Consider the following 19,758-nt stretch of genomic DNA (forward strand, 5'->3'; position numbering starts at 1 on the left):
GTCACTTTGTCCACGGGGGAAAATGTATGCGTCACAAGATCGGGTTTGGACTCAGCCCTTGTTCGAAAAGATCAGCCCTGCGCCTGCGATGATCAGGGCGAATCCGCCCAGCGTCCGCCAGGTCGGCGGCTCGCCCAGCCACCAGGTGTTGAAGCCGACAAAGACGGTGAGCGAGATCACCTCCTGCATCACTTTCAGTTGTGCCGCCGACATCGTGCCGTAGCCGATGCGGTTGGCGGGCACCATCAGGCAATATTCGAAGAAGGCGATGCCCCAGGAAATCCCGATCGCCACCAGCATCGGCGCCGATTTGAAACGCAGATGTCCATACCAGGCGAAAGTCATGAAGACATTCGAGGCGGTCAACAAAAGAAAGGTGACGAGAGGGGCGGGCAGGGACATGATAACCTCGACGTTGTCGGAGTTCCCTAGCGCAGCCGCGTCACCGATGCCAGTAAATTTGCAGTATCGCAATTCGCAGCGCGCGAGCTGAGAAGTATTTGCAAATTTTCCCGAATCCGCTTGGTAACAATCTTTCGTTCCGATAGGTTGCACGGAAATTCTCGGAGGGGACCCCATGAAAGACATCCTGAGCGAGCTGGAAAGCTGGCGTGCGGCGGCGCGGCTTGGCGGCGGCGAGCGGCGCATCGAGGCCCAGCACAAGAAGGGCAAACTGACGGCGCGCGAACGCATCGAGCTTCTGCTCGACGAAGGCTCGTTCGAAGAATTCGACATGTTCAAGGCGCATCGCTGCGTCGATTTCGGCATGGAAGCCGAACACATCTCGGGCGACGGCGTCGTCACCGGCTGGGGCACGGTGAACGGCCGCATGGTCTATGTGTTCAGCCAGGACTTCACCGTCTTCGGTGGCTCGCTGTCGGAAACCCATGCCGAGAAGATCTGCAAGATCATGGACATGGCGATGCAGAACGGCGCGCCGGTGATCGGGATGAACGATTCGGGTGGCGCCCGGATTCAGGAAGGCGTGGCCTCGCTCGCAGGCTATGCGGAAGTGTTCCAGCGCAACATCATGGCCTCGGGCGTGGTGCCGCAGATCTCGCTGATCATGGGGCCCTGTGCCGGTGGCGCGGTCTATTCGCCCGCGATGACCGACTTCATCTTCATGGTGAAGGACAGCTCCTACATGTTCGTGACCGGCCCCGACGTGGTGAAGACGGTGACGAACGAGATCGTCACCGCCGAAGAACTGGGCGGCGCTTCGACTCACACCAAGAAATCCTCGGTCGCGGACGGCGCCTATGAAAACGACGTCGAGGCGATTGCCGAGACCCGCCGCCTGATCGACTTCCTGCCGCTGTCGAACCGTGAAAAGGCGCCGGTGCGGCCCTTCTTCGACTCGGTCGATCGCGTCGAGGAAAGCCTTGATACCCTGATCCCGGCCAACCCCAACATGCCCTATGACATGAAGGAGTTGATCGCGAAGATCGCCGACGAGGGCGATTTCTTCGAGATTCAAAAGGATTACGCGGGCAACATCATCACCGGGTTCATCCGCATCGAAGGCCAGACGGTGGGCATCGTCGCGAACCAGCCGATGGTTCTGGCGGGCTGCCTTGATATCGACAGCTCGCGCAAGGCCGCGCGCTTCGTGCGCTTCTGCGATGCGTTCGAAATTCCGATCCTGACGCTCGTCGACGTGCCCGGCTTCCTGCCCGGCACCGGTCAGGAATATGGCGGCGTCATCAAGCACGGCGCGAAGCTGCTGTTCGCCTATGGCGAAGCCACCGTGCCGAAAGTCACCGTCATCACCCGCAAGGCCTATGGCGGCGCCTATGACGTGATGGCCTCGAAACACCTGCGTGGTGATTTCAACTACGCCTGGCCCACCGCCGAAATCGCGGTGATGGGCGCCAAGGGCGCGACCGAGATCCTGTATCGCTCGGAACTGGGCGACAAGGACAAGATCGCCGCCCGCACCAAGGACTACGAAGACCGTTTCGCCAACCCCTTCGTGGCGGCCGAACGCGGCTTCATCGACGAGGTGATCAAACCCTCGTCCACCCGTCGTCGGGTGGCCCGTGCTTTCGCGAGCCTGCGCTCGAAGAAGCTGGCCAACCCGTGGAAGAAACACGACAACATTCCGCTCTGAGGGGCGCGGAATGCTTCGTGGGGCCGGGCAGGCAGGCGCAGCCTTGCGGGGGGCGATCGCGATCGTCCTCGCTGTGACCCTGACCGCCCGGCCCATCCATGCCCAGGAAGACGAGGCGGGCGAGGGGGAGATGATCCCCGCGCTGCCCGCCCCGACCGGAGGGGAAGATCTTCCCGCACCGGTTCAGGAGACGGGGCCCGTGCCCACGCCCTCCGGTCCGGCAATTGCCGTGCCCTCGGGGATCGCGCTGCACTGGCTCGAAACCCGGATCGACACCGCCGGTCCGCAGGGGCTGACCCTGCGCTTCCGTTTCGTCGCTCCAGAGGTGGCCGGGGCGGGCTACGATGCCGAGAAGGCCTCGGCCGATCTGCAGGCGCTGTGCGATGGCTGGGCCTTGCCGCGGGTTGCAAAGACCGGGCCGCAACCGGCTGAGCTTGTCCTCGATCTGGCCGACCGCGTGGTGCCGTTCGGGGCTTCCGATGAAACCGCGGTGCAATTTTTCGAGGCCTATTCCATCTCCGATGGGGCCTGCCAATGGGAGCTTTTCTGATGGCGATGTCGCGCCAGCACAAAAAGGGTGGGGGGCCGGTCACGGTGGCCCCGAAACTTTTGTGTTCACGCGCTTTTCGCTTCAGCCCGCACGTAACGCGCGGTAAATCTGCGCCCGATCGGAATCATCCGATCCGAACAATGACAATCCAGGACCAGATGGGCGGAGCGTTCCGTGTCGTCGGAGGTCCTGACAGGAGATACCCATGTCGAACAAAGTCCTCTTCGCTCTCGTTGCGATCGCTTTCGTGGCCGCTTGCGCGCCCAAAACCGAGCCGGTCGCTCCGGTCACCGTCGAACCGGCTCAAACCGGCAAGTACAAGTAATCGGTTTCGGGGGCAGGGCGAGCCCCATGCCCCCGGCCTTCCCGTTCCGCGCTTGCGCGGGACGGGTCTGATGTGCGACCCCGCGCTGGAAAGGGGCACATCATGCTGAAACACCGTGGCTTCCCGGGGCGTCTTCCCGGCACCGATTTCCAGTTCACCATCCGTCGCGCCAATGCCAAGAAAGGCGCCACCAAGATTGTCCGCCGCGAGCGCTACAAGGATCGGGCCGCGCCCGACCGTCGCGCCGATGCGGGCTTCATGGCGGCCCTGTGGAACCATTTTGGCGAAGAGCCCTTCGAGCGGGGCAACCTTGATGCCGGTCGCCTGTCCTGGCTGATCGGGCGCGAGGTCGTCTGGGCCTCCGAACCCGCCGATCCCTGCAGCTACGAGCAACTTCTGCGCATCGACCGCAAGCGCGCCGAGGCGAGCTTCCCGGAAGTTTTCGCCGATCCTGACGCCTTCGAATGGGATGAGGACGACGCGGAGGACGACTGGGAATGACCGGGGTGCGGACGGCATATCGGCAAAAAACCGCCGATTTTGGCGGGGCTTTCGGGCCCGCCTCTGGCAATACGTTTTTTGCGCCCCATATCGGGATGCAGATGGCGTGTTTCGAAGCCGCGCCGTCCAACCTCCATGTTAGCGTCTTGCTGTCGCGGTCCGGCTTTTCAGCCGGGCCGCGCCACATGTCTGCCGCGCCCCCCCGCGCGGGAACCGATTGGCAAACCCTTGCCGATGCGGAACAAGTTTGTTTCTTGCCGCGGAACTATCCGTTGTGCTGCCGCGTTGATGCGCTAGACTCTGGGTCAATCATAACCCTTTCTGGAGGCAAATACTCATGCGTGGCACTTCCCTTCTTCTCGCCCTCGTCGCGGCTTCGGCTCTGGCCGGCTGCATGGAAACCCAGGGCGAGCGCGCCCTTGCCGGTGGTGCGGCCGGGGCCATCATTGCGGATGCGACCGATCAGAACATGGTCGCCGGGGCTGCTCTTGGCGCCCTTGCCGGTGGCGCCAGCTGCAACGCTGGCGTCGGCGGTCCCTGCTACCGCTGAGCGCACGACCATCCACCCGCCTGCGCGGGTCGCAAACTCATGCCGCCATCGAGGGTTCCCCCCTCGGTGGCGTTTCGTTTCGCCCGCCTTGACGGCACATGACATCACGAAAGGGGGCGCGGGCCAATCCGCGCCCGGAGGAAGGGACTGACCATGTTCAAGAAAATCCTGATCGCCAACCGCGGCGAGATCGCCTGCCGCGTCATCAAATCGGCGCGCAAGATGGGCATCAAGACGGTGGCCGTCTATTCCGACGCCGATGCGCAGGCGCTGCATGTCAAGATGGCGGATGAGGCCGTTCACATCGGCCCGCCGCCCGCGAACCAGTCCTATATCGTGATCGACAAGATCATGGCGGCTATCAAGGCCACCGGCGCCGAGGCCGTGCACCCGGGCTACGGCTTCCTGTCGGAACGTCGCGACTTCGCCGCCGCGCTGGAAGCCGCGGGCGTGATCTTCGTCGGCCCGCCGTCGCCCGCGATCGAAGCGATGGGCGACAAGATCACCTCGAAGAAACTCGCCAAGGAAGCCGGTGTGAGCACCGTTCCGGGCTACATGGGCCTGATCGCCGACGCCGATGAAGCGGTGAAGATTTCGAACGAAATCGGCTATCCGGTGATGATCAAGGCCTCGGCTGGCGGCGGCGGCAAAGGCATGCGGATCGCGTGGAACGAGGCCGAAGCCCGCGAAGGCTTCCAGTCCTCGAAGAACGAAGCCGCGGCCTCCTTCGGCGATGACCGCATCTTCATCGAGAAATTCGTGACGCAACCGCGCCACATCGAAATTCAGGTGCTGGCCGACCAGCACGGTAATTGCGTCTATCTGAACGAGCGCGAATGCTCGATCCAGCGCCGCAACCAGAAGGTCATCGAAGAGGCGCCCTCGCCCTTCCTCGACCCGGCCACCCGCAAGGCGATGGGCGAACAGGCTTGTGCCCTTGCCAAGGCGGTGGGCTACACCTCGGCCGGGACCGTGGAATTCATCGTCGACGGCAACCGCAACTTCTACTTCCTTGAAATGAACACCCGTCTGCAGGTGGAACATCCGGTCACCGAACTGATCACCGGCATCGACCTTGTCGAGATGATGATCCGCGTCGCCGCCGGGGAACCGCTGCCCTTCAAGCAAGAAGATATCGGTATCAACGGCTGGGCGATGGAAAGCCGCCTTTACGCCGAAGATCCCTATCGCAACTTCCTGCCCTCGATCGGGCGCCTGACGAAGTACAAGCCCCCGGTTGAAGGGCCGACCGCCTCGGGCGGGATCGTGCGCAACGATACCGGCGTCTATGAGGGCGGCGAGATCTCGATGTATTACGACCCGATGATCGCGAAACTTTGCACCTGGGGCCCGACCCGCGAAGCCGCGATCGAGGAAATGCGTCTGGCCCTCGACACGTTCGAAGTCGAAGGCATCGGCCACAACCTGCCGTTCTGCGCGGCGGTGATGGACCATGACCGCTTTGTCGAAGGCAACATCACCACCGCCTTCATCGCCGAGGAATACCCCGAGGGCTTCCAGGGCGTGACGCTGGGCGAAACGATGCTGAAACGCGTCGCCGCCGCCACCGCCGCGATGAACCGCGTCGCCGAAATCCGTCGCACCAAGATCTCGGGCACGCTCGGCAACCACGAGCGCCGGGTGGGCGACGATTGGGTGGTCTCGCTGCAAGGCGAAAGCTTCCCGCTGAAGATCGCTGCCGACAAGGCGGGCTCGACCGTGACTTTCGCCGATGGCATGACCCTGCGCGTCGAAAGCGACTGGACCCCGGGCAAATCGCTGGCGAAACTCTCGGTCGGTGGCGAGCCCCTGGTGCTGAAGGTCGGCAAGATCCCGATGGGCTTCCGCATCCGCGTCCGCGGCGCCGATCTGAAGGTGCATGTGCGCACGCCGCGCCAGCACGATCTGGCGCTTCTGATGCCGGAAAAACTGCCGCCGGATACCTCGAAATTCCTGCTCTGCCCGATGCCCGGCCTGATCGTGAAGATCTCGGTCGAGGAAGGTCAGGAAGTGCAGGAAGGTCAGGCGCTGGCCACCGTCGAAGCCATGAAGATGGAAAACATCCTCAAGGCCGAGCGCAAGGGCGTGGTGAAGAAGATCAACTGCGTGGCCGGTGCCTCGCTGAAGGTCGATGACATCATCATGGAATTCGAATGAGGCCGGGGCCTTCCCCGTCTGAGAACTGAATGGACCGGCCGGGAGGGGGGCGCCCCCCCGGCCTTTGCCCCCGAAACGAGGCTCGACATGACCGACAAGATGGAGGGCTGGCGCAAGCTGGCCGAAAAGGAACTCAAGGGCCGCTCGCCCGACAGCCTGACCTGGAACACGCTCGAAGGCATCGCGGTCAAACCGCTTTACACCGAGGAAGACACCGCGGACCTGCCGCATATGGGCACGCTGCCGGGCATCGCCCCCTTCACCCGCGGCGTGCGGGCGACGATGTATGCGGGCCGTCCCTGGACGATCCGGCAATATGCGGGCTTCTCGACCGCCGAGGAAAGCAACGCCTTCTACCGCAAAGCGCTGGCGGCGGGGCAACAGGGCGTCTCGGTCGCGTTCGATCTGGCCACCCACCGCGGCTATGACAGCGACCACCCGCGCGTCGTCGGCGATGTCGGCAAGGCCGGTGTGGCGATTGACTCGGTCGAAGACATGAAGATCCTGTTCGACGGTATCCCGCTCGAAAAGGTCTCGGTCTCGATGACGATGAACGGTGCGGTGATCCCGATCCTGGCCAACTTCATCGTCACGGGCGAAGAACAGGGTGTGGACCGGTCGCTGCTGTCCGGCACGATCCAGAACGACATCCTCAAGGAGTTCATGGTCCGCAACACCTATATCTATCCGCCCGAACCCTCGATGCGGATCATTGCGGATATCATCGAATACACTTCGAAAGAGATGCCGAAGTTCAACTCGATCTCGATTTCCGGCTATCACATGCAGGAAGCGGGCGCGAACCTGGTGCAGGAGCTGGCCTATACGCTGGCCGACGGGCGCGAATATGTGCGCGCGGCGCTGGCGCGCGGCATGAACGTCGATGATTTCGCCGGGCGGCTGTCGTTCTTCTTCGCCATCGGCATGAACTTCTTCATGGAAGCGGCGAAGCTGCGGGCGGCGCGGCTCTTGTGGCACCGCATCATGTCGGAATTCGAGCCGAAGAAACCCGGCTCGCTGATGCTGCGCACCCACTGCCAGACCTCGGGCGTCAGCTTGCAGGAGCAAGACCCCTACAACAACGTCATCCGCACCGCTTACGAGGCGATGTCGGCGGCGCTCGGTGGCACGCAGTCGCTGCACACCAACGCGCTCGACGAGGCGATCGCGCTGCCGACCGAATTCTCGGCCCGGATCGCGCGCAACACCCAGATCATCCTGCAGGAAGAGACCGGCGTCACCAAGGTCGTCGATCCGCTCGCGGGCAGCTATTATGTCGAGGCGCTGACGGCGGAACTGGCCGAAAAGGCCTGGGCGCTGATCGAGGAAGTCGAGGCGATGGGCGGCATGACCAAGGCCGTGGCCTCGGGGATGCCGAAACTGCGGATCGAGGAATCGGCCGCCAAGCGTCAGGCCGCGATCGACCGCGGCGAGGATGTGATCGTTGGCGTGAACAAGTATCGTCTCGCCAAGGAAGAGCATCTCGACATTCTCGACATCGACAACATGGCGGTGCGGGAAAGCCAGATCGCGCGGCTGACGCAGATGCGCGCGACCCGCGACGAAGCGAAATGTGCGGCCGCTCTGGCCGAAGTCACCCGGCGGGCGAAAGAAGGCGGCAACCTTCTCGAAGCCGCCGTCGATGCGGCCCGCGCCCGGGCCTCGGTGGGGGAAATCTCGATGGCGATGGAAGAAATCTTCGGGCGTCACCGCGCCGAGGTGAAGACGCTCTCGGGCGTCTATGGTGCGGCTTACGAAGGCGATCAGGGCTTTGCGCAGATCCAGGCCGATGTGAACAGCTTCGCCGAGGCCGAGGGGCGCCGTCCGCGGATGCTCGTCGTGAAGATGGGGCAGGATGGCCATGACCGCGGCGCCAAGGTGATCGCGACGGCCTTTGCCGACATCGGCTTCGACGTCGACGTGGGCACGCTGTTCCAGACCCCCGAGGAAGCGGCGCAGGATGCGGTCGACAACGACGTGCATGTCGTCGGCATTTCCTCGCTCGCCGCGGGGCACAAGACGCTGGCGCCGAAGCTGATCGAAGCGCTGAAGGAAAAGGGCGCCGAGGATATCCTCGTCATCTGCGGCGGCGTGATCCCGCAGCAGGACTACGATTTCCTGAAAGCGGCCGGGGTGAAGGCGATCTTCGGGCCGGGGACCAACATCCCCCGCCGCGGCGCGCGAAATCCTCGATCTGATCCGCGCCGCGCGCAGCTGACACCGGAGAGGGGGCTCTGCCCCCGTCCTTCGGACTCCCCCGAGATATTTGGGGCAAGATAAAAGCAAAAGGCGCTCCGAAAGGGGCGCCTTTTTCGTGCTGATTTATCTTGCCGAAAATATCCCGGGGGGGCTTCCCGCAGGGAAGAGGGGGGCAGCGCCCCCCCCTATGCGGCCCGTTGCGGGGCAAGGCGCAGCACCGCAAAGCCCACGAGGGCCGAGACGAGCGAGCCCGCCAGAACCCCCAGCCGCACCGCGTTCATCTGCGCATCGGTTTCGAAATTCAGCGAGCCGATGAAGAGCGACATGGTGAAGCCGATCCCGGCGAGCGCGGCGATGCCGTAAAGCTGGAGCCAGCTTGCCCCCTCGGGCAGGCGGGCAAAGCCCAGTTTCACCAGCGCGAAAGTGGCGCCGAAGACGCCGAGTTGCTTGCCGATCACCAGACCCAGCGCGATCGCCAAGGGCAGCGGCGCCGCGAGATCGCCAAGGCCAAGGCCCGTCAGCCCCACGCCCGCATTGGCCAGCGCGAAGATCGGCACGATCAGGAAGGCGACATAGGGCGCCAGCGCATGTTCGAGCGCATGAAGCGGCGACTTGCCATAGCGGTCGCGGATCGGCAGGAAGAAGGCCGTGACCACCCCCGCCAGCGTCGCATGTACCCCGGATTTCAGCACCAGCACCCAGAGCACCGCGCCGAGGATCAGCGTCGGCGCAATCCGATGCGCGCCCATCCAGAGCCTGAGCGCCATCAGCGCAATCGGGATCAGCGCCAGCGCCAGATAGACGGGCTTCAGCTCGGCCGTGTAGAACAGCGCGATCACCAGAATGGCGCCAAGGTCATCGAGGATCGCCAGCGTCAAGAGAAAAAGCTTCAGCGCCGGTGGCACCCGTTTGCCCAGAAGCGCCACGACGCCGACCGCAAAGGCGATGTCGGTCGCGGTCGGGATCGCCCAGCCGGTCCGGTGCAGCGGATCGGACCAGGTGAAGGCCAGATAGATCAGCGCGGGCGCCAGCATGCCCCCCAGCGCCGCCACCCCGGGCAGCACCACGTTCGAGGGCGTCTTCAGCCGCCCCTCGCGCATCTCGTGCTTCAACTCCAGCCCGACAAGCAGGAAAAAGACCGCCATCAGCCCGTCGTTGATCCACAGGATCAGCGGCTTCGAGAGCGCGGTCTCGCCCAAAGCGATGGTGAATTTCAGATGCAGGACCTGCGCGTAAAGCCCTGAAAGATCGGTGTTCGCCAGCACCAGCGCCAGCGCCGTCGCCAGCATCAGCACGATGCCACCGGCGGCCTCATGCGCGAATAATTTCTCGATCCGTCCCAGCACGGCCTCTCCTGTCCCTGTGTTCTCCTCTCCGACATGGGGTCTGAGCGCCCCCGTTCAAGAAAAATCGACCTTTTCGGGCGTCGTTTTCCGCCCCCACGGCCGCGATTGCATCTGCCGCAACAGCGGGTCATGGTGCGCGAAAGGAGTCGCCCGATGATCCGCCCTGCCACGCGCGCCGATGTTCCGGCCATTCTCGCCTTCTGGAATCCGCTCATTGAAACCGCGACGGTGGGGTTTTCGCCGACCCCGCACACGGTCGAGAGCCTGACCGCGCAGATCGCCGCCCGGCAGGGCGATGACCGGGCCTTTGTCGTCGCCGAGATCGACGGGCAGGTGCTGGGCTTTGCGAGCTATGACCAGTTCCGCAAGGGGCTCGGCTATGCGCGCTCGATGGAACACACGATCATTCTGTCGGCGCAGGCGCGCGGCAAGGGCGTCGGTCGCGCGCTGATGGCCGCGATCGAGGATCACGCCCGCGCCCGTGGCGTGCATCTGATGGTGGCGGGCGTCTCGGCGGAAAACCCTGCCGGTCTCGCCTTTCATGCCGCCGTCGGCTATGTCGAGGCCGGGCGGATTGCGCAGGCCGGGTACAAATTCGGGCGATTTATCGACCTTGTGCTGATGCAAAAGCTGCTGTGACGTTTTAGACTGACCGCATGGACAAGCCGCTTTCTCTCTGGGCCCGCATCGGCGAGGCGCTTTCGGCTCTCGCCCGGGGCGAGGGGCTCTCGGCGGTTTTCGATCATCTCAAGACCGCGCCCGAACGCACCGTGGCCTTCACCATCGCGGTGATTGCGCTTGGTGCCAAGATGGCCAAGGCCGATGGGCAAGTGACGCGCGACGAGGTGACGGCGTTCCGCCGTATCTTCCAGATCCCGCCGGGCGAGGAACAGAATGCCGCCCGCGTCTTCGACATGGCGCGGACCGATGTGGCGGGGTTTGACGCTTACGCCCGCAAGATCGCCGCGATGTTCGGCCCCGGCGCGCCGGTGCTGCAGGATCTGCTCGAAGGGCTGTTCACCATCGCGATGGCGGATGGCGAATATCACGAGAATGAAGATGCCTTCCTGCAGGAGGTCTCGTCGATCTTCGGGCTGGATGAGGCCTGTTTCCGCTCGATCCGCGCCACCTATGTGCCCGATGCCGCACCCGATCCGTGGTCGGTGCTGGAACTGGCGCCGGGCAGCGATCTGGCGGCGGCACGGGCGCAGTGGAAGGCGATGGTGCGCGAGGCCCACCCCGATCGCGCGATGGCGCGCGGCCTGCCGCCCGAGGCGGTGAAACTGGCCGAGGAGCGGGTGATCGCGCTCAACCGCGCCTGGGACGAAATCTCGGCCGGGGCGAAACAGGCGGCGCTCTGATGCGGATCGCCTGTTACAATGTCGAATGGTTCACCGCGCTCTTTGACCGGCGCGGCCGGATTCTGGAAGATGCGCAGGATTCCGGGCGCTATGGCGTCACCCGGGCCGAGCAGCTGGGCGCGCTCGGCATCGTCTTCACCGCGATTGAGGCCGATTGCATCGTGATCATCGAGGCCCCCGACAACAACATGCGCCGCAAGACCGTGGCGATGCTCGAAGCTTTCGCGGCAAAATACGGGCTGCGGCAGCGCCGGGCGCTGCTTGGCTTCGAGAACGACACCCAGCAGGAGATTGCCGCGCTTTACGACCCCGATGTGCTCTGCCTCTCGCATGAGCCCTCCGAGGGCAGCGCCACCGCGCCGCGGTTCGATCTGTCGCTGCAGATCGATCTGGATATCGATGATCGCCTCGACACGGTGCATTTTTCGAAACCGCCGCTCGAGATGCAATTGGAGGTGCTGACCGGCCCTGCCGCGGGCAGGCGGTTGCGGCTGATCGGGGTGCATCTGAAATCGAAGGCGCCGCATGGCGCGACGGATCGGGCGGGCGAGGTGCGGCTGGCGATCGAAAACCGGCGCAAGCAGCTGGCGCAATGTCTGTGGCTGCGGCGTCGGGTCGATGAGGTGCTCGATGCGGGCGACAGCCTGATCGTGCTCGGCGATTTCAACGACGGGCCGGGGCTTGACGAATACGAGGCGCTGTTCGGCCGCTCGGGGCTTGAGATCGTTCTGGGCACGGGCGGGCCGCCCGCACGGGCGCTGTATGATCCGCATGCAAGGCTGCCGCGCGGCAAGACGACGGCGCTGCCCGCTTCGGCGCGGTTTTTCATCCCCGAGCCGCCGCCGGGGCAATATTTCTCGGCGATGCTCGATTACATCGCGCTCTCGCCCGATTTGTGCGCTCATGCACCGAAGTGGCGGATCTGGCATCCGTTTGACGATCCGGGTTGTTACCGGGTGGCGGAATTGCGCGAGGCGTTGCTGCAGGCCTCGGATCATTTTCCGGTCTCGGTGGATTTGGCGCTTTGAGGCGCCTATATTGGGCACATGAAACCGCGTGCGCTTCTTTTGGGATCTGCCTGCGCCGCCCTCGCTCTGGGCGGTTGGTTCGTTTGGGCCGAGGAAGCGCCGAAGCCTGTTTCCCCGCCCGAGGTGGACGTGCCCGCGCCCACGCCGCGCGATGACATGGCGGCGGGCAAGTCGTTGGTCGAGCGGGGGGCGGACATGTTCCTGCGCGGGCTTTTGCAGGAAATGGCGCCCGATATTGACGACATGCAAAAGGGTCTGGGCGAGGCGGCAGAACAGCTTGGGCCGAAGCTGCGGCAGATTATGGCGCTCATTGACGATGTGCGGAACTATCAGGCGCCCGAGCGGCTGCCGAACGGCGATATCGTGATCCGCCGCCTGCCGGGCGCACCGAAACCGCCGCCGCTGCCTGCGCCCGATGATCGGGCGAAGCCAGCGATGCCGGGGCCGGTCACGGATCTGTAATCGGTCGATCAGCCGGGCAGCACCACCATCGGCGTGGCCTTCATCGCGGCGGCGAGCGAGGCGAAGCGCGCCTCGGCCACTTCGCCAAAGAGCCCCGCGCCGCGTTTCGTCAGCCGCAGTTCGATTGCATTCGTCGTGGCGTTGTAGCTCAGCTCCCCGGCGTCGCCCGGGTCCTGAATCGAGAACATCGCGCCAAAGCGCATCGCCTTGCCCAGAATCTCCGCCTCGCGCAGCTGTTCGGGCGAGAGCAGCGTGAAAAGCGGCTCGAACCGGCTGCCCGCGCGCGAATTCTTGTAGCGGTGCAAGAGCGAGACCCCCAGAAACACCCGCTCGGGGTGGCTCAGCGCGGCCATGTTGGCGCGGGTCACATTGTCGAAACAGGCCTCTGCGCGGTAGTCGGGGTGAGTGCGCCAGGTGGTGTCGTGCAACAGACAGGCCGCCCGCATAAGTCGGTAGCGTTTCGGCGAGACTTCGCCAAAGAGCGGCTCGATGAAGGCATGCAGCCGTTTGCCGAAGCCCGGCAGCCGCGACATCGTGCGTTCGGCATGCCGACACGCCTCGATCAGCGGATCGCGGGCACGCAGTTTGTCGGGCATCTTTTCGTAAAGCAGGCCTTCGCGGATGCCATAGGAGGAAACGTCGATCTCCTTCGGCTTGAAGGTCTCGATCAGCTCGCGCAGCACCATCGCGGCCAAAGGCACCAGCTCCATCCGCGCTTCCGAGGTGCCGGTTTTCGTGCGCAACGCCGTCATGTCCTGCTTGCCGATCCAGTCGAGTGTTTTCAGCAGGTTTTCCGGGTCCATCCGGTATTCGTGCAGCACCAGAAGCGGATAATTGCGCCGCTCCATGTCGAGCCGGGCAATCGCCCGCCAAGACCCGCCGACCAGATAAAGCCGCTCGTGGCCCAGCCCGACGGCGGTGACAAGCTTCGCCATGTGCTCGCGGATATGCGCGGTCAGTTCCTTGCGGCCGCCCTTGACCTGTTGCAGCCGGAAAGGCCCCAAGGGCGAGGTTGCCCGCGCGCCGACCTGACCGCCGCCCAGAACGGCGAGTTCCATCGAGTTGCCGCCGATATCGCAGATGATCCCCTGCGCCTCGGGCCAGCCGACGAGCACCCCCTGCGCCGAGAGCCGCGCCTCCTCGGCGCCGTCGATTACATGCAGACGCAGGCCGGTTTCATGCTCGACCTGTTTCTGGAACTCCGGCCCGTCCTTCGCCTCGCGCACGGCGGCGGTGGCGACACAGGTGAGGGGGCCGATGTCCATGCCCTTCGCCAGAAGCGCGAAGCGCTTCAGTGCGGCCAGCGCCCGGGCGCGGCCCTTGGGAAACAGCATCCCGGTCTCGGCCAGCCCCTGACCCAGCCCCGCCATCACCTTTTCGTTGTAGAAATAGGCGGGCGAGCGGGCGGCGCCGTCAAAGACCACCATCCGCACCGAGTTCGATCCCACATCGACAACACCCACGCGGGACAGCGCCCGCGCCGAAGGGTCGTCGAAGAGTTCGCGGCCGAACGGATCCCAGTCTTCGTTGTCCGAATGCGGGGCAACGGTCTTTGCGTTCATCGGGCAGCCTGCTGAGTCGTAACCGGGTGTGAGCGGTATCAACTTATCGTGTCTAAGGGGGAATGAGCAAGGGCAGGAACGTCCTTTGCCCCGGCCGATCCGCGACCAGAGAGCGAGGGATTTTCCATGAAGTAGCGGTGGCAGGAGAAAAGCTCTTTTCCTTCAGGCAGATGGCGGGTGTAGTTGCCATCGGGGCCCAAAAGCCAGCTTTGCGCGGTATCGGCCATGTTCGCGGTCATGATCTGCCCGACGATCTGCGCCTTCACCGTCTCGTTCTTCGCCTCGACCAGCGTTTCGACCCGCCGCATCAGGTTGCGCCCCATCCAGTCGGCCGAGGACATGAAGACCCGCGCCTGCTCCGAAGGCAGGCCGTGGCCGTTGCCAAAACAGACGATCCGCGAATGCTCAAGGAAGCGCCCGACGATCGACTTGACCCGGATATTCTCGGACAGGCCCTTGATGCCGGGCCGCAGCCCGCAGATGCCGCGGGTGACGATCGAGATCTTCACCCCGGCATTCGAGGCGGCATAAAGCGCGTCGATCACCTCGGGGTCGATCAGGCTGTTCATCTTCGCCCAGATCTCGGCCGGACGGCCCGCCTGCGCATGATCGCTTTCCGCCGCGATCAGCTCCAGCAGCCGCGGCTTCAACGTGATCGGCGAGATCGCAAGGTTTTCCAGCCCCTCGGGCTGCACGTAGCCCGAGAGGTAGTTGAACACCTTGGTCGCGTCGCGGCCGAGCTGCGCATCGCAGGTGAAGAAGCTCAGGTCGGTGTAGATCCGCGCGGTGATCGGGTGATAGTTGCCGGTGCCGTAATGGGTATAGGTCACCAGCGTATCGCCTTCGCGCCGCACCACGGTCGAGATTTTCGCATGCGTTTTCAGATGCATGAAGCCATAGACCACATGCGCCCCGGCGCGTTCGAGCCGCCGCGACTGGCGGATGTTCGCGGCCTCGTCAAAGCGCGCCTTGAGTTCCACGAGCGCCGTCACCGACTTGCCCGACTCGGCCGCTTCGCAGAGCGCATCGACGACGGGGCTGTCTTTCGAGGTCCGGTAGAGCGTCTGCTTGATCGCCAGCACGTTCGGGTCATGCGCCGCCTGATTGAGGAAGCGGATCACCAGATCGAAGGTTTCGTAGGGGTGATGCAGCAGGATGTCCTTCTGCCGGATCGCGGCGAACATGTCGCCGGCGTGATCCTCGACCCGTTCGGGCACGCGTGGGCTGAACGGCGGCCAGAGCAGGTCGGGGCGGGTGTTCAGCACCAGCTGCGACAGATCGGCGATGCCCAGAAGGCCCTTCACTTCGACCACGGCATCGGGGGCGACTTGCAATTCGTCCATGATCAGTCGGCGCAGCGCCTCGGGCGCGCCCGAGGTGATCTTGAGCCGGATCACCTGACCACGACGACGCCGTTTCAGCGCGGTTTCAAACTCGCGCACCAGATCTTCGGCCTCGTCTTCGACTTCAAGATCGCTGTCGCGCAGCACCCGGAAGGCGCAATGGCCGGTGTCGGTATAGCCGGGAAAGAGCATGCCGAGATGCAGCAGCAGCAGTTCTTCCAGCGGCAGGAAGCGGGCCTCGCCGGGCAGGCGCACGAAACGGGCGATCTGCTGCGGGATCGGCAGCAGAGCCTGCATCCGGCGCTTGTCCACTTCGCGTTCGAGTTCCAGCGCCAGACAGAAGCCGGTGTTCGGAATGAAGGGGAAGGGGTGGGCCGGGTCGATGGCGAGCGGCGACAGCACCGGGAAGACATTGGCCAGAAAGTGCTCGGACAGGAAGGCCCGGTCGGCGGCGTTGATCTTGGTGCGGGTCAGCAGCTGGATGCCCTCGGCTTCCATCTCGCGGCGCAGCTTGTTGAAGGTCGTCTGCTGCGTTTCCATCAGCTTGCGCGCGTCGGCGTTGATCAGCACCAGCTGTTCGGCGGGCGTCAGACCGTCGTCCGAGGGCACGATATTGCGCTCGCGCACCAGTTCCATCAGCCCCGCAACGCGGACGGTGTAGAATTCATCAAGGTTGTTGGCCGAGATCGACAGGAAGCGCAGCCGTTCCAGAAGCGGCACGCGCGGGTTCGCCGCCTCTTCGAGCACGCGCCAGTTGAAGGCGAGCCAGCTCAGTTCCCGGTTGAAAAAGCGTTTCGGACCAACGCGTTCTTCATCTGGAATCGCGACGGGGGCGGGGTAGGGGGCGGCAAGGAAATCGGCGAGTGTCATGGGGCGCTTATGCTTCTCGTTTGTAACGGCGCGATGACAGTTTGGCTTCAGCCTTGCAGGCTGTCCAGCACTTCAGCAGCCATCGCACGGGTAATTGCGCGCCCCTCGGCCAAGGCCCTTGCGTCAAGCGCCGCAACGACGCTCCGCGCCATGCCGAGCGAGCGCTCCATGCGCAGAACCAGCCAGTCGATCAGGCTGTGCGGCACGGTCAGTTGCCGGTCGGCGAAAAGCTTGACCAGCACGGCGGCCAGAAGCGCCTCGTCGGGCGGCGCGATGCGCACCGATTGCGTGGCATCGAGACGGCTTTTCAGATCAGGGAGCCTTATGCCCCAATCGCGCGGCGGGCAGGGGGCGGTCATCAGGCAGCGCCCGCCCTCGGCCGCGGTCAGGTTCAGCAGATGAAAAAGCGCCTGTTCCGCCGCAGCGTGACCGGCCAGGCGCTGCGCATCCTCGATCACCACGGCGCCTGCAGCGGCGAGCACCGCCACGGTTTCGGGGGTCAGATCACGGGCGGTGCGCAGCGCCGCGCCGCGCTCGGCGGCCCAGATCGCGGCCAGATGGCTTTTGCCCGCGCCCTCGGGGCCAAGCAGCAGCATCCGCCCTTGCGGCCAGTTTTCCGGCGCATCGAGCAGGCTCAGCGCCAGCGCATTGGCGGGGGCGACGAAGAAATCCTCGCGTCCCTCGGCGACACGCACCGGCAAGGGCAGGGTCAACTGGCGGGGCATGTCAGGCCTTGTCCTCGGTCGCGTCCGAGAGCGTCGTCGGCGCCTCGTCCAGCCCGGCAAGGCCGCGGTAAAGCCGCCCCTGCCGGTAATGCTCGATCGCAAAGCGGATCAAGACGCCGATCACCGCCGAGACCGGCACCGCGACCAGCATGCCGACAAAGCCGAAAAGCGTGCCAAACGCCGACAGCGCGAAGATCAGCCAAAGCGGATGCAGGCCGACGGAATTGCCGACAAGGCGGGGGGTGATGACGTTGCCTTCAAGGAACTGGCCGATGGCGAAGATCCCGGCGACGATGCCGATCGACATCCAGTCGCCCCAGAACTGAAACAGCGCGAGCCCGATCGCCAGCACGCCGCCGACCAGCGCGCCGACGTAAGGAATGAAGGTCAGCGCCCCGGCAATGGCGCCCGCAAGCAGGCCAAAGCTCAGCCCCGCCGCCATCAGCCCCGCGGCGTAAAAGGCGCCCAGGATCAGACAGACCGAGACCTGCCCGCGCACGAAGCCCGACAGCACCCGGTCGATATCCTGCCCGAGCTTGCGGATCGTCGGCGCGTGATCAAGCGGCATAAGCCCGTCGATCTGCGCCACCATCCGGTCCCAGTCGAGCAGCATGTAGAAGGTCACGACCGGCACGACGACGATGAAGACGACCGCATTCACCAGCGTCATCGCCGAGGACAAAAGCCCCTGCGCCAGCTCTCCGCCCCGCGCCTTGATCGCATTGCCAAGGCTTGCCAGCGAGTCGTTGATCACCGAGCCATGCTCCATGATCGAGGGGAAAGTGGTGACAAGGAAGCTTTGCAGCCGGGCGGCGATCGCCGGGGCGGTCTCGACCAGCCCGATCAGCTGGCGTACCAGCAGCGGCGCGATGGCAAGCGCCAGAACCACCAGCGCCAGCGTCGCGATCAGGGCGATGGTGGTGGTGGCGAGCGTCCGCGACAGGCCCGCGCGCTCCAGCCGGTCGGCGAGCGGATCAAGGAAATAGGCGATGGCGCCGCCGACAAGGAAGGGCAGCAGCACATCGCCCAGTTTCCACAGCACCAGAACCAGCACCGCAGCCGCGATGCCCCAGATGGTGATTTGGCTGCGAACCGGCAGGGCCATGCGCCTCTCCTTGCGATTACCGGCGCAAAATCGGGGTTTTGCGCTGCGGTTGCAAGTGCCGATGGCGTGAAACGACGCTGGATCCGCGGCCGACGTCGGGGGCGCCCCGGCGCTTCAGGCGCCGACGTCAGGGGCGATGGTCATTTCGGCCGTGCCGGGGCCGGGATAGCGGAAGGCGATGCGCAGCAGCGGTGGCGGCGACATGCGTTCGAGTTTGCGGAATTTCACCGCAAAGCCGAGGTTTTCCAGATGCGCCATCATTTCGGCGCCGTGTTCGGGCGTGCCGCCGATCTGGCGCAGCTCGATGATGCGAATGCCGCGCAGGTGGTGGCGCAGCAGCGCATGGTCACTTTCGATCAGGAAGGGCGCTTGAGTCATGTGCGCAGGATGGCAAGGCTTTGCCCTGAGGCCAAATGAAATTTTCCGCTCAAGGCGCGGATGTGGCGGATTTCGCCGATCAATCTTCGGGCAGATCGAGCCAAAGCGCGCCATCGCGCCAGCCACCGCGGATCAGATGGCCGGGCGTGGCGATTTCGGGATGGGTTTCGGCCCAGTCGCGGTAGCGGTCGTTCGTCACGATCCGCGCGCCCATGTCGCGCGCGGCGGCCAAAAGCGTCAGATCTGCGGGCTCGCCCTTCGGCACGACCAGCACCTGATCCTCGGGCAGGCCAAGCGCGTGCGCCAGATGGCGGTCGTCGCGATAGCGCCCCACAAGCTTGTAACCGACATTCGCATCGAAAATGACGCCGGGGCGGAACCCGGCCGCCTCAAGCACCCGGACAACCTCCCGCACCGGGGTCAGGCTTGGCTTTCCGTCGCACCAGTGCATCACGTTCGAGCCGTCGATCAGGATCGGCGGGCGGCGACGGAGCAGCAGATGGCGCAGCCCGATCGATACCAGTGCCAGCACCAGAAGCGACAGCCCCAGCCACACCTCCCCCGACCACAGCGGGGGCAGATCACGCAAGAATGGCAGGCGGCCGGGACTCATCCTGATGACACCTTCGCAGGCAAGCGACATTCCTGCCCGGCGATACTGTCTTGACCGGCGACAGGCAAGCTGCGCGATGCCGCTGCCGGCCTTACGACCCTGGGCGGGGTCGCAAGGCCGGCTTGCGTCGTCACTCGGCGGGTTCGGAGATGCGGATCCGGGTCACCTGGCAGGTATAGGCGTCATTGCCGATCCGGAATTCGCCGGTGCCGTTCCAGTCGCTGTCGACGCTGAATTGTGCCGAGAACGGGGCGAGGTAAGTGCCGATCAGCCCCCCCGTCGCCGCGACCATCACCTCACCCTGCAGCGCACCGACCAGCACGGTGGGGACAAGGCCAGTGGCGTGGGTCACGCCATTCACCCGCCCGCTAACGGTCATGGGATGCTGCGTTCCTTCCTTCAGCCTGCCCGAGACGCTGCCGCTGAGCGTCTGGTGGACGGCATCGACGGCGAGATCGAGCTGGATCGAAGCCGCGCCGAGCATGCCGGTTTCGAAATCGAGTGTGACGAGATAGAGACCTTGCGACATTGTTTCGACCTTTCTGAACATCGTTTGTGAAGGTATCGACGTCT

Annotated in this window: 18 protein-coding genes and 1 pseudogene; 10 read left to right on the forward strand and 9 right to left on the reverse strand. The window is 64.7% G+C overall.

What is annotated here, in order from left to right:
- Window positions 1-51: 51 nt before the first annotated feature.
- Window positions 52-402, reverse strand: a complete 351-nt coding sequence (locus tag ACTTAI_RS07370) for a DMT family protein (RefSeq protein ID WP_444455141.1) — start codon at window positions 400-402, stop codon at window positions 52-54.
- A 175-nt stretch (window positions 403-577) separates the two neighbouring features.
- Here ACTTAI_RS07370 and ACTTAI_RS07375 point away from each other — a divergent pair, with 175 nt between their 5' ends.
- The 6 genes and pseudogenes from ACTTAI_RS07375 (at window position 578) to scpA (ending at window position 8,411) form a co-directional block, all read left to right on the forward strand.
- Window positions 578-2,110 (forward strand): acyl-CoA carboxylase subunit beta, encoded by a 1,533-nt coding sequence (locus ACTTAI_RS07375; protein ID WP_444455142.1) that lies wholly within the window; start codon window positions 578-580, stop codon window positions 2,108-2,110.
- 10 nt (window positions 2,111-2,120) lie between these two features.
- The gene (locus ACTTAI_RS07380; RefSeq protein WP_444455143.1) at window positions 2,121-2,660 is read left to right on the forward strand and encodes a DUF6497 family protein; all 540 of its coding nucleotides are present in this window, start codon (window positions 2,121-2,123) and stop codon (window positions 2,658-2,660) included.
- A gap of 427 nt (window positions 2,661-3,087) precedes the next feature.
- On the forward strand, window positions 3,088-3,486 hold the full coding sequence (locus tag ACTTAI_RS07385; RefSeq protein ID WP_444455144.1) for a hypothetical protein: 399 nt from the start codon (window positions 3,088-3,090) through the stop codon (window positions 3,484-3,486).
- 337 nt (window positions 3,487-3,823) lie between these two features.
- Window positions 3,824-4,036 carry a hypothetical protein gene (locus ACTTAI_RS07390; RefSeq protein ID WP_444455145.1) on the forward strand — a complete coding sequence of 71 codons (213 nt, stop codon included), beginning with the start codon at window positions 3,824-3,826 and terminating at the stop codon, window positions 4,034-4,036.
- 153 nt (window positions 4,037-4,189) lie between these two features.
- Window positions 4,190-6,193: an acetyl-CoA carboxylase biotin carboxylase subunit gene (locus ACTTAI_RS07395; protein ID WP_444455146.1), complete on the forward strand. Its 2,004-nt coding sequence runs from the start codon at window positions 4,190-4,192 to the stop codon at window positions 6,191-6,193.
- 87 nt (window positions 6,194-6,280) lie between these two features.
- A pseudogene (gene scpA / locus ACTTAI_RS07400) lies at window positions 6,281-8,411 on the forward strand (methylmalonyl-CoA mutase).
- Window positions 8,412-8,577: 166 nt separating this feature from the next.
- Here scpA and nhaA read toward each other — a convergent pair.
- Window positions 8,578-9,738, reverse strand: a complete 1,161-nt coding sequence (gene nhaA / locus ACTTAI_RS07405) for a Na+/H+ antiporter NhaA (RefSeq protein WP_444455147.1) — start codon at window positions 9,736-9,738, stop codon at window positions 8,578-8,580.
- A gap of 153 nt (window positions 9,739-9,891) precedes the next feature.
- On the opposite strand from nhaA, the gene ACTTAI_RS07410 reads away from it, so the two are divergent.
- Genes ACTTAI_RS07410 through ACTTAI_RS07425 form a run of 4 tightly spaced genes read left to right on the forward strand, consistent with a single transcriptional unit; the run spans window position 9,892 to window position 12,589 of the window.
- Complete coding sequence (locus ACTTAI_RS07410; RefSeq protein WP_444455148.1) at window positions 9,892-10,377, forward strand: GNAT family N-acetyltransferase; 486 nt, start codon at window positions 9,892-9,894, stop codon at window positions 10,375-10,377.
- Window positions 10,378-10,394: 17 nt separating this feature from the next.
- Window positions 10,395-11,099, forward strand: coding sequence for a TerB family tellurite resistance protein (locus ACTTAI_RS07415; protein WP_444455149.1), 705 nt, complete (start codon window positions 10,395-10,397; stop codon window positions 11,097-11,099).
- Entirely contained in the window at window positions 11,099-12,127 is a 1,029-nt protein-coding gene (locus ACTTAI_RS07420) for an endonuclease/exonuclease/phosphatase family protein (protein WP_444455150.1), read from the forward strand. Before ACTTAI_RS07415 ends, ACTTAI_RS07420 begins: the two co-directional genes overlap by 1 nt.
- 18 nt (window positions 12,128-12,145) lie before the next feature.
- The gene (locus tag ACTTAI_RS07425) at window positions 12,146-12,589 is read left to right on the forward strand and encodes a hypothetical protein (RefSeq protein ID WP_444455151.1); all 444 of its coding nucleotides are present in this window, start codon (window positions 12,146-12,148) and stop codon (window positions 12,587-12,589) included.
- Between the two features lie 8 nt (window positions 12,590-12,597).
- On the opposite strand, the gene ppx is transcribed toward ACTTAI_RS07425, so the two are convergent.
- The 7 genes from ppx to ACTTAI_RS07460 form a co-directional block, all read right to left on the reverse strand.
- Window positions 12,598-14,151 carry an exopolyphosphatase gene (gene ppx / locus ACTTAI_RS07430; protein ID WP_444455152.1) on the reverse strand — a complete coding sequence of 518 codons (1,554 nt, stop codon included), beginning with the start codon at window positions 14,149-14,151 and terminating at the stop codon, window positions 12,598-12,600.
- Between the two features lie 38 nt (window positions 14,152-14,189).
- Complete coding sequence (locus ACTTAI_RS07435; RefSeq protein WP_444455153.1) at window positions 14,190-16,364, reverse strand: RNA degradosome polyphosphate kinase; 2,175 nt, start codon at window positions 16,362-16,364, stop codon at window positions 14,190-14,192.
- A gap of 47 nt (window positions 16,365-16,411) precedes the next feature.
- Window positions 16,412-17,089 (reverse strand): chromosomal replication initiator DnaA, encoded by a 678-nt coding sequence (locus ACTTAI_RS07440; RefSeq protein ID WP_444455154.1) that lies wholly within the window; start codon window positions 17,087-17,089, stop codon window positions 16,412-16,414.
- Window position 17,090: 1 nt separating this feature from the next.
- Window positions 17,091-18,194 (reverse strand): AI-2E family transporter, encoded by a 1,104-nt coding sequence (locus ACTTAI_RS07445; RefSeq protein ID WP_444455155.1) that lies wholly within the window; start codon window positions 18,192-18,194, stop codon window positions 17,091-17,093.
- Window positions 18,195-18,308: 114 nt separating this feature from the next.
- Window positions 18,309-18,572, reverse strand: a complete 264-nt coding sequence (locus ACTTAI_RS07450; RefSeq protein ID WP_444455156.1) for a hypothetical protein — start codon at window positions 18,570-18,572, stop codon at window positions 18,309-18,311.
- 79 nt (window positions 18,573-18,651) lie between these two features.
- Window positions 18,652-19,185, reverse strand: coding sequence for an NYN domain-containing protein (locus tag ACTTAI_RS07455; RefSeq protein ID WP_444455157.1), 534 nt, complete (start codon window positions 19,183-19,185; stop codon window positions 18,652-18,654).
- Window positions 19,186-19,315: 130 nt separating this feature from the next.
- Window positions 19,316-19,714, reverse strand: a complete 399-nt coding sequence (locus ACTTAI_RS07460; RefSeq protein WP_444455158.1) for a DUF1842 domain-containing protein — start codon at window positions 19,712-19,714, stop codon at window positions 19,316-19,318.
- Window positions 19,715-19,758: the final 44 nt, after the last annotated feature.

The organism is Rhodobacter capsulatus, from assembly GCF_052363175.1.
Taxonomy (GTDB): Bacteria; Pseudomonadota; Alphaproteobacteria; order Rhodobacterales; family Rhodobacteraceae; genus Rhodobacter; species Rhodobacter capsulatus_D.

Excerpts from the sequence above, each read along its gene's own strand:
- ACTTAI_RS07370 (WP_444455141.1), bottom strand. The coding sequence starts at position 402 with ATGTCCCTGCCCGCCCCTCTCGTCACCTTTCTTTTGTTGACCGCCTCG.
- ACTTAI_RS07375 (WP_444455142.1), top strand. The coding sequence starts at position 578 with ATGAAAGACATCCTGAGCGAGCTGGAAAGCTGGCGTGCGGCGGCGCGG.
- ACTTAI_RS07380 (WP_444455143.1), top strand. The coding sequence starts at position 2,121 with ATGCTTCGTGGGGCCGGGCAGGCAGGCGCAGCCTTGCGGGGGGCGATC.
- ACTTAI_RS07385 (WP_444455144.1), top strand. The coding sequence starts at position 3,088 with ATGCTGAAACACCGTGGCTTCCCGGGGCGTCTTCCCGGCACCGATTTC.
- ACTTAI_RS07390 (WP_444455145.1), top strand. The coding sequence starts at position 3,824 with ATGCGTGGCACTTCCCTTCTTCTCGCCCTCGTCGCGGCTTCGGCTCTG.
- ACTTAI_RS07395 (WP_444455146.1), top strand. The coding sequence starts at position 4,190 with ATGTTCAAGAAAATCCTGATCGCCAACCGCGGCGAGATCGCCTGCCGC.
- ACTTAI_RS07410 (WP_444455148.1), top strand. The coding sequence starts at position 9,892 with ATGATCCGCCCTGCCACGCGCGCCGATGTTCCGGCCATTCTCGCCTTC.
- ACTTAI_RS07415 (WP_444455149.1), top strand. The coding sequence starts at position 10,395 with ATGGACAAGCCGCTTTCTCTCTGGGCCCGCATCGGCGAGGCGCTTTCG.
- ACTTAI_RS07420 (WP_444455150.1), top strand. The coding sequence starts at position 11,099 with ATGCGGATCGCCTGTTACAATGTCGAATGGTTCACCGCGCTCTTTGAC.
- ACTTAI_RS07425 (WP_444455151.1), top strand. The coding sequence starts at position 12,146 with ATGAAACCGCGTGCGCTTCTTTTGGGATCTGCCTGCGCCGCCCTCGCT.
- ppx (WP_444455152.1), bottom strand. The coding sequence starts at position 14,151 with ATGAACGCAAAGACCGTTGCCCCGCATTCGGACAACGAAGACTGGGAT.
- ACTTAI_RS07435 (WP_444455153.1), bottom strand. The coding sequence starts at position 16,364 with ATGACACTCGCCGATTTCCTTGCCGCCCCCTACCCCGCCCCCGTCGCG.
- ACTTAI_RS07440 (WP_444455154.1), bottom strand. The coding sequence starts at position 17,089 with ATGCCCCGCCAGTTGACCCTGCCCTTGCCGGTGCGTGTCGCCGAGGGA.
- ACTTAI_RS07445 (WP_444455155.1), bottom strand. The coding sequence starts at position 18,194 with ATGGCCCTGCCGGTTCGCAGCCAAATCACCATCTGGGGCATCGCGGCT.
- ACTTAI_RS07450 (WP_444455156.1), bottom strand. The coding sequence starts at position 18,572 with ATGACTCAAGCGCCCTTCCTGATCGAAAGTGACCATGCGCTGCTGCGC.
- ACTTAI_RS07455 (WP_444455157.1), bottom strand. The coding sequence starts at position 19,185 with ATGAGTCCCGGCCGCCTGCCATTCTTGCGTGATCTGCCCCCGCTGTGG.
- ACTTAI_RS07460 (WP_444455158.1), bottom strand. The coding sequence starts at position 19,714 with ATGTCGCAAGGTCTCTATCTCGTCACACTCGATTTCGAAACCGGCATG.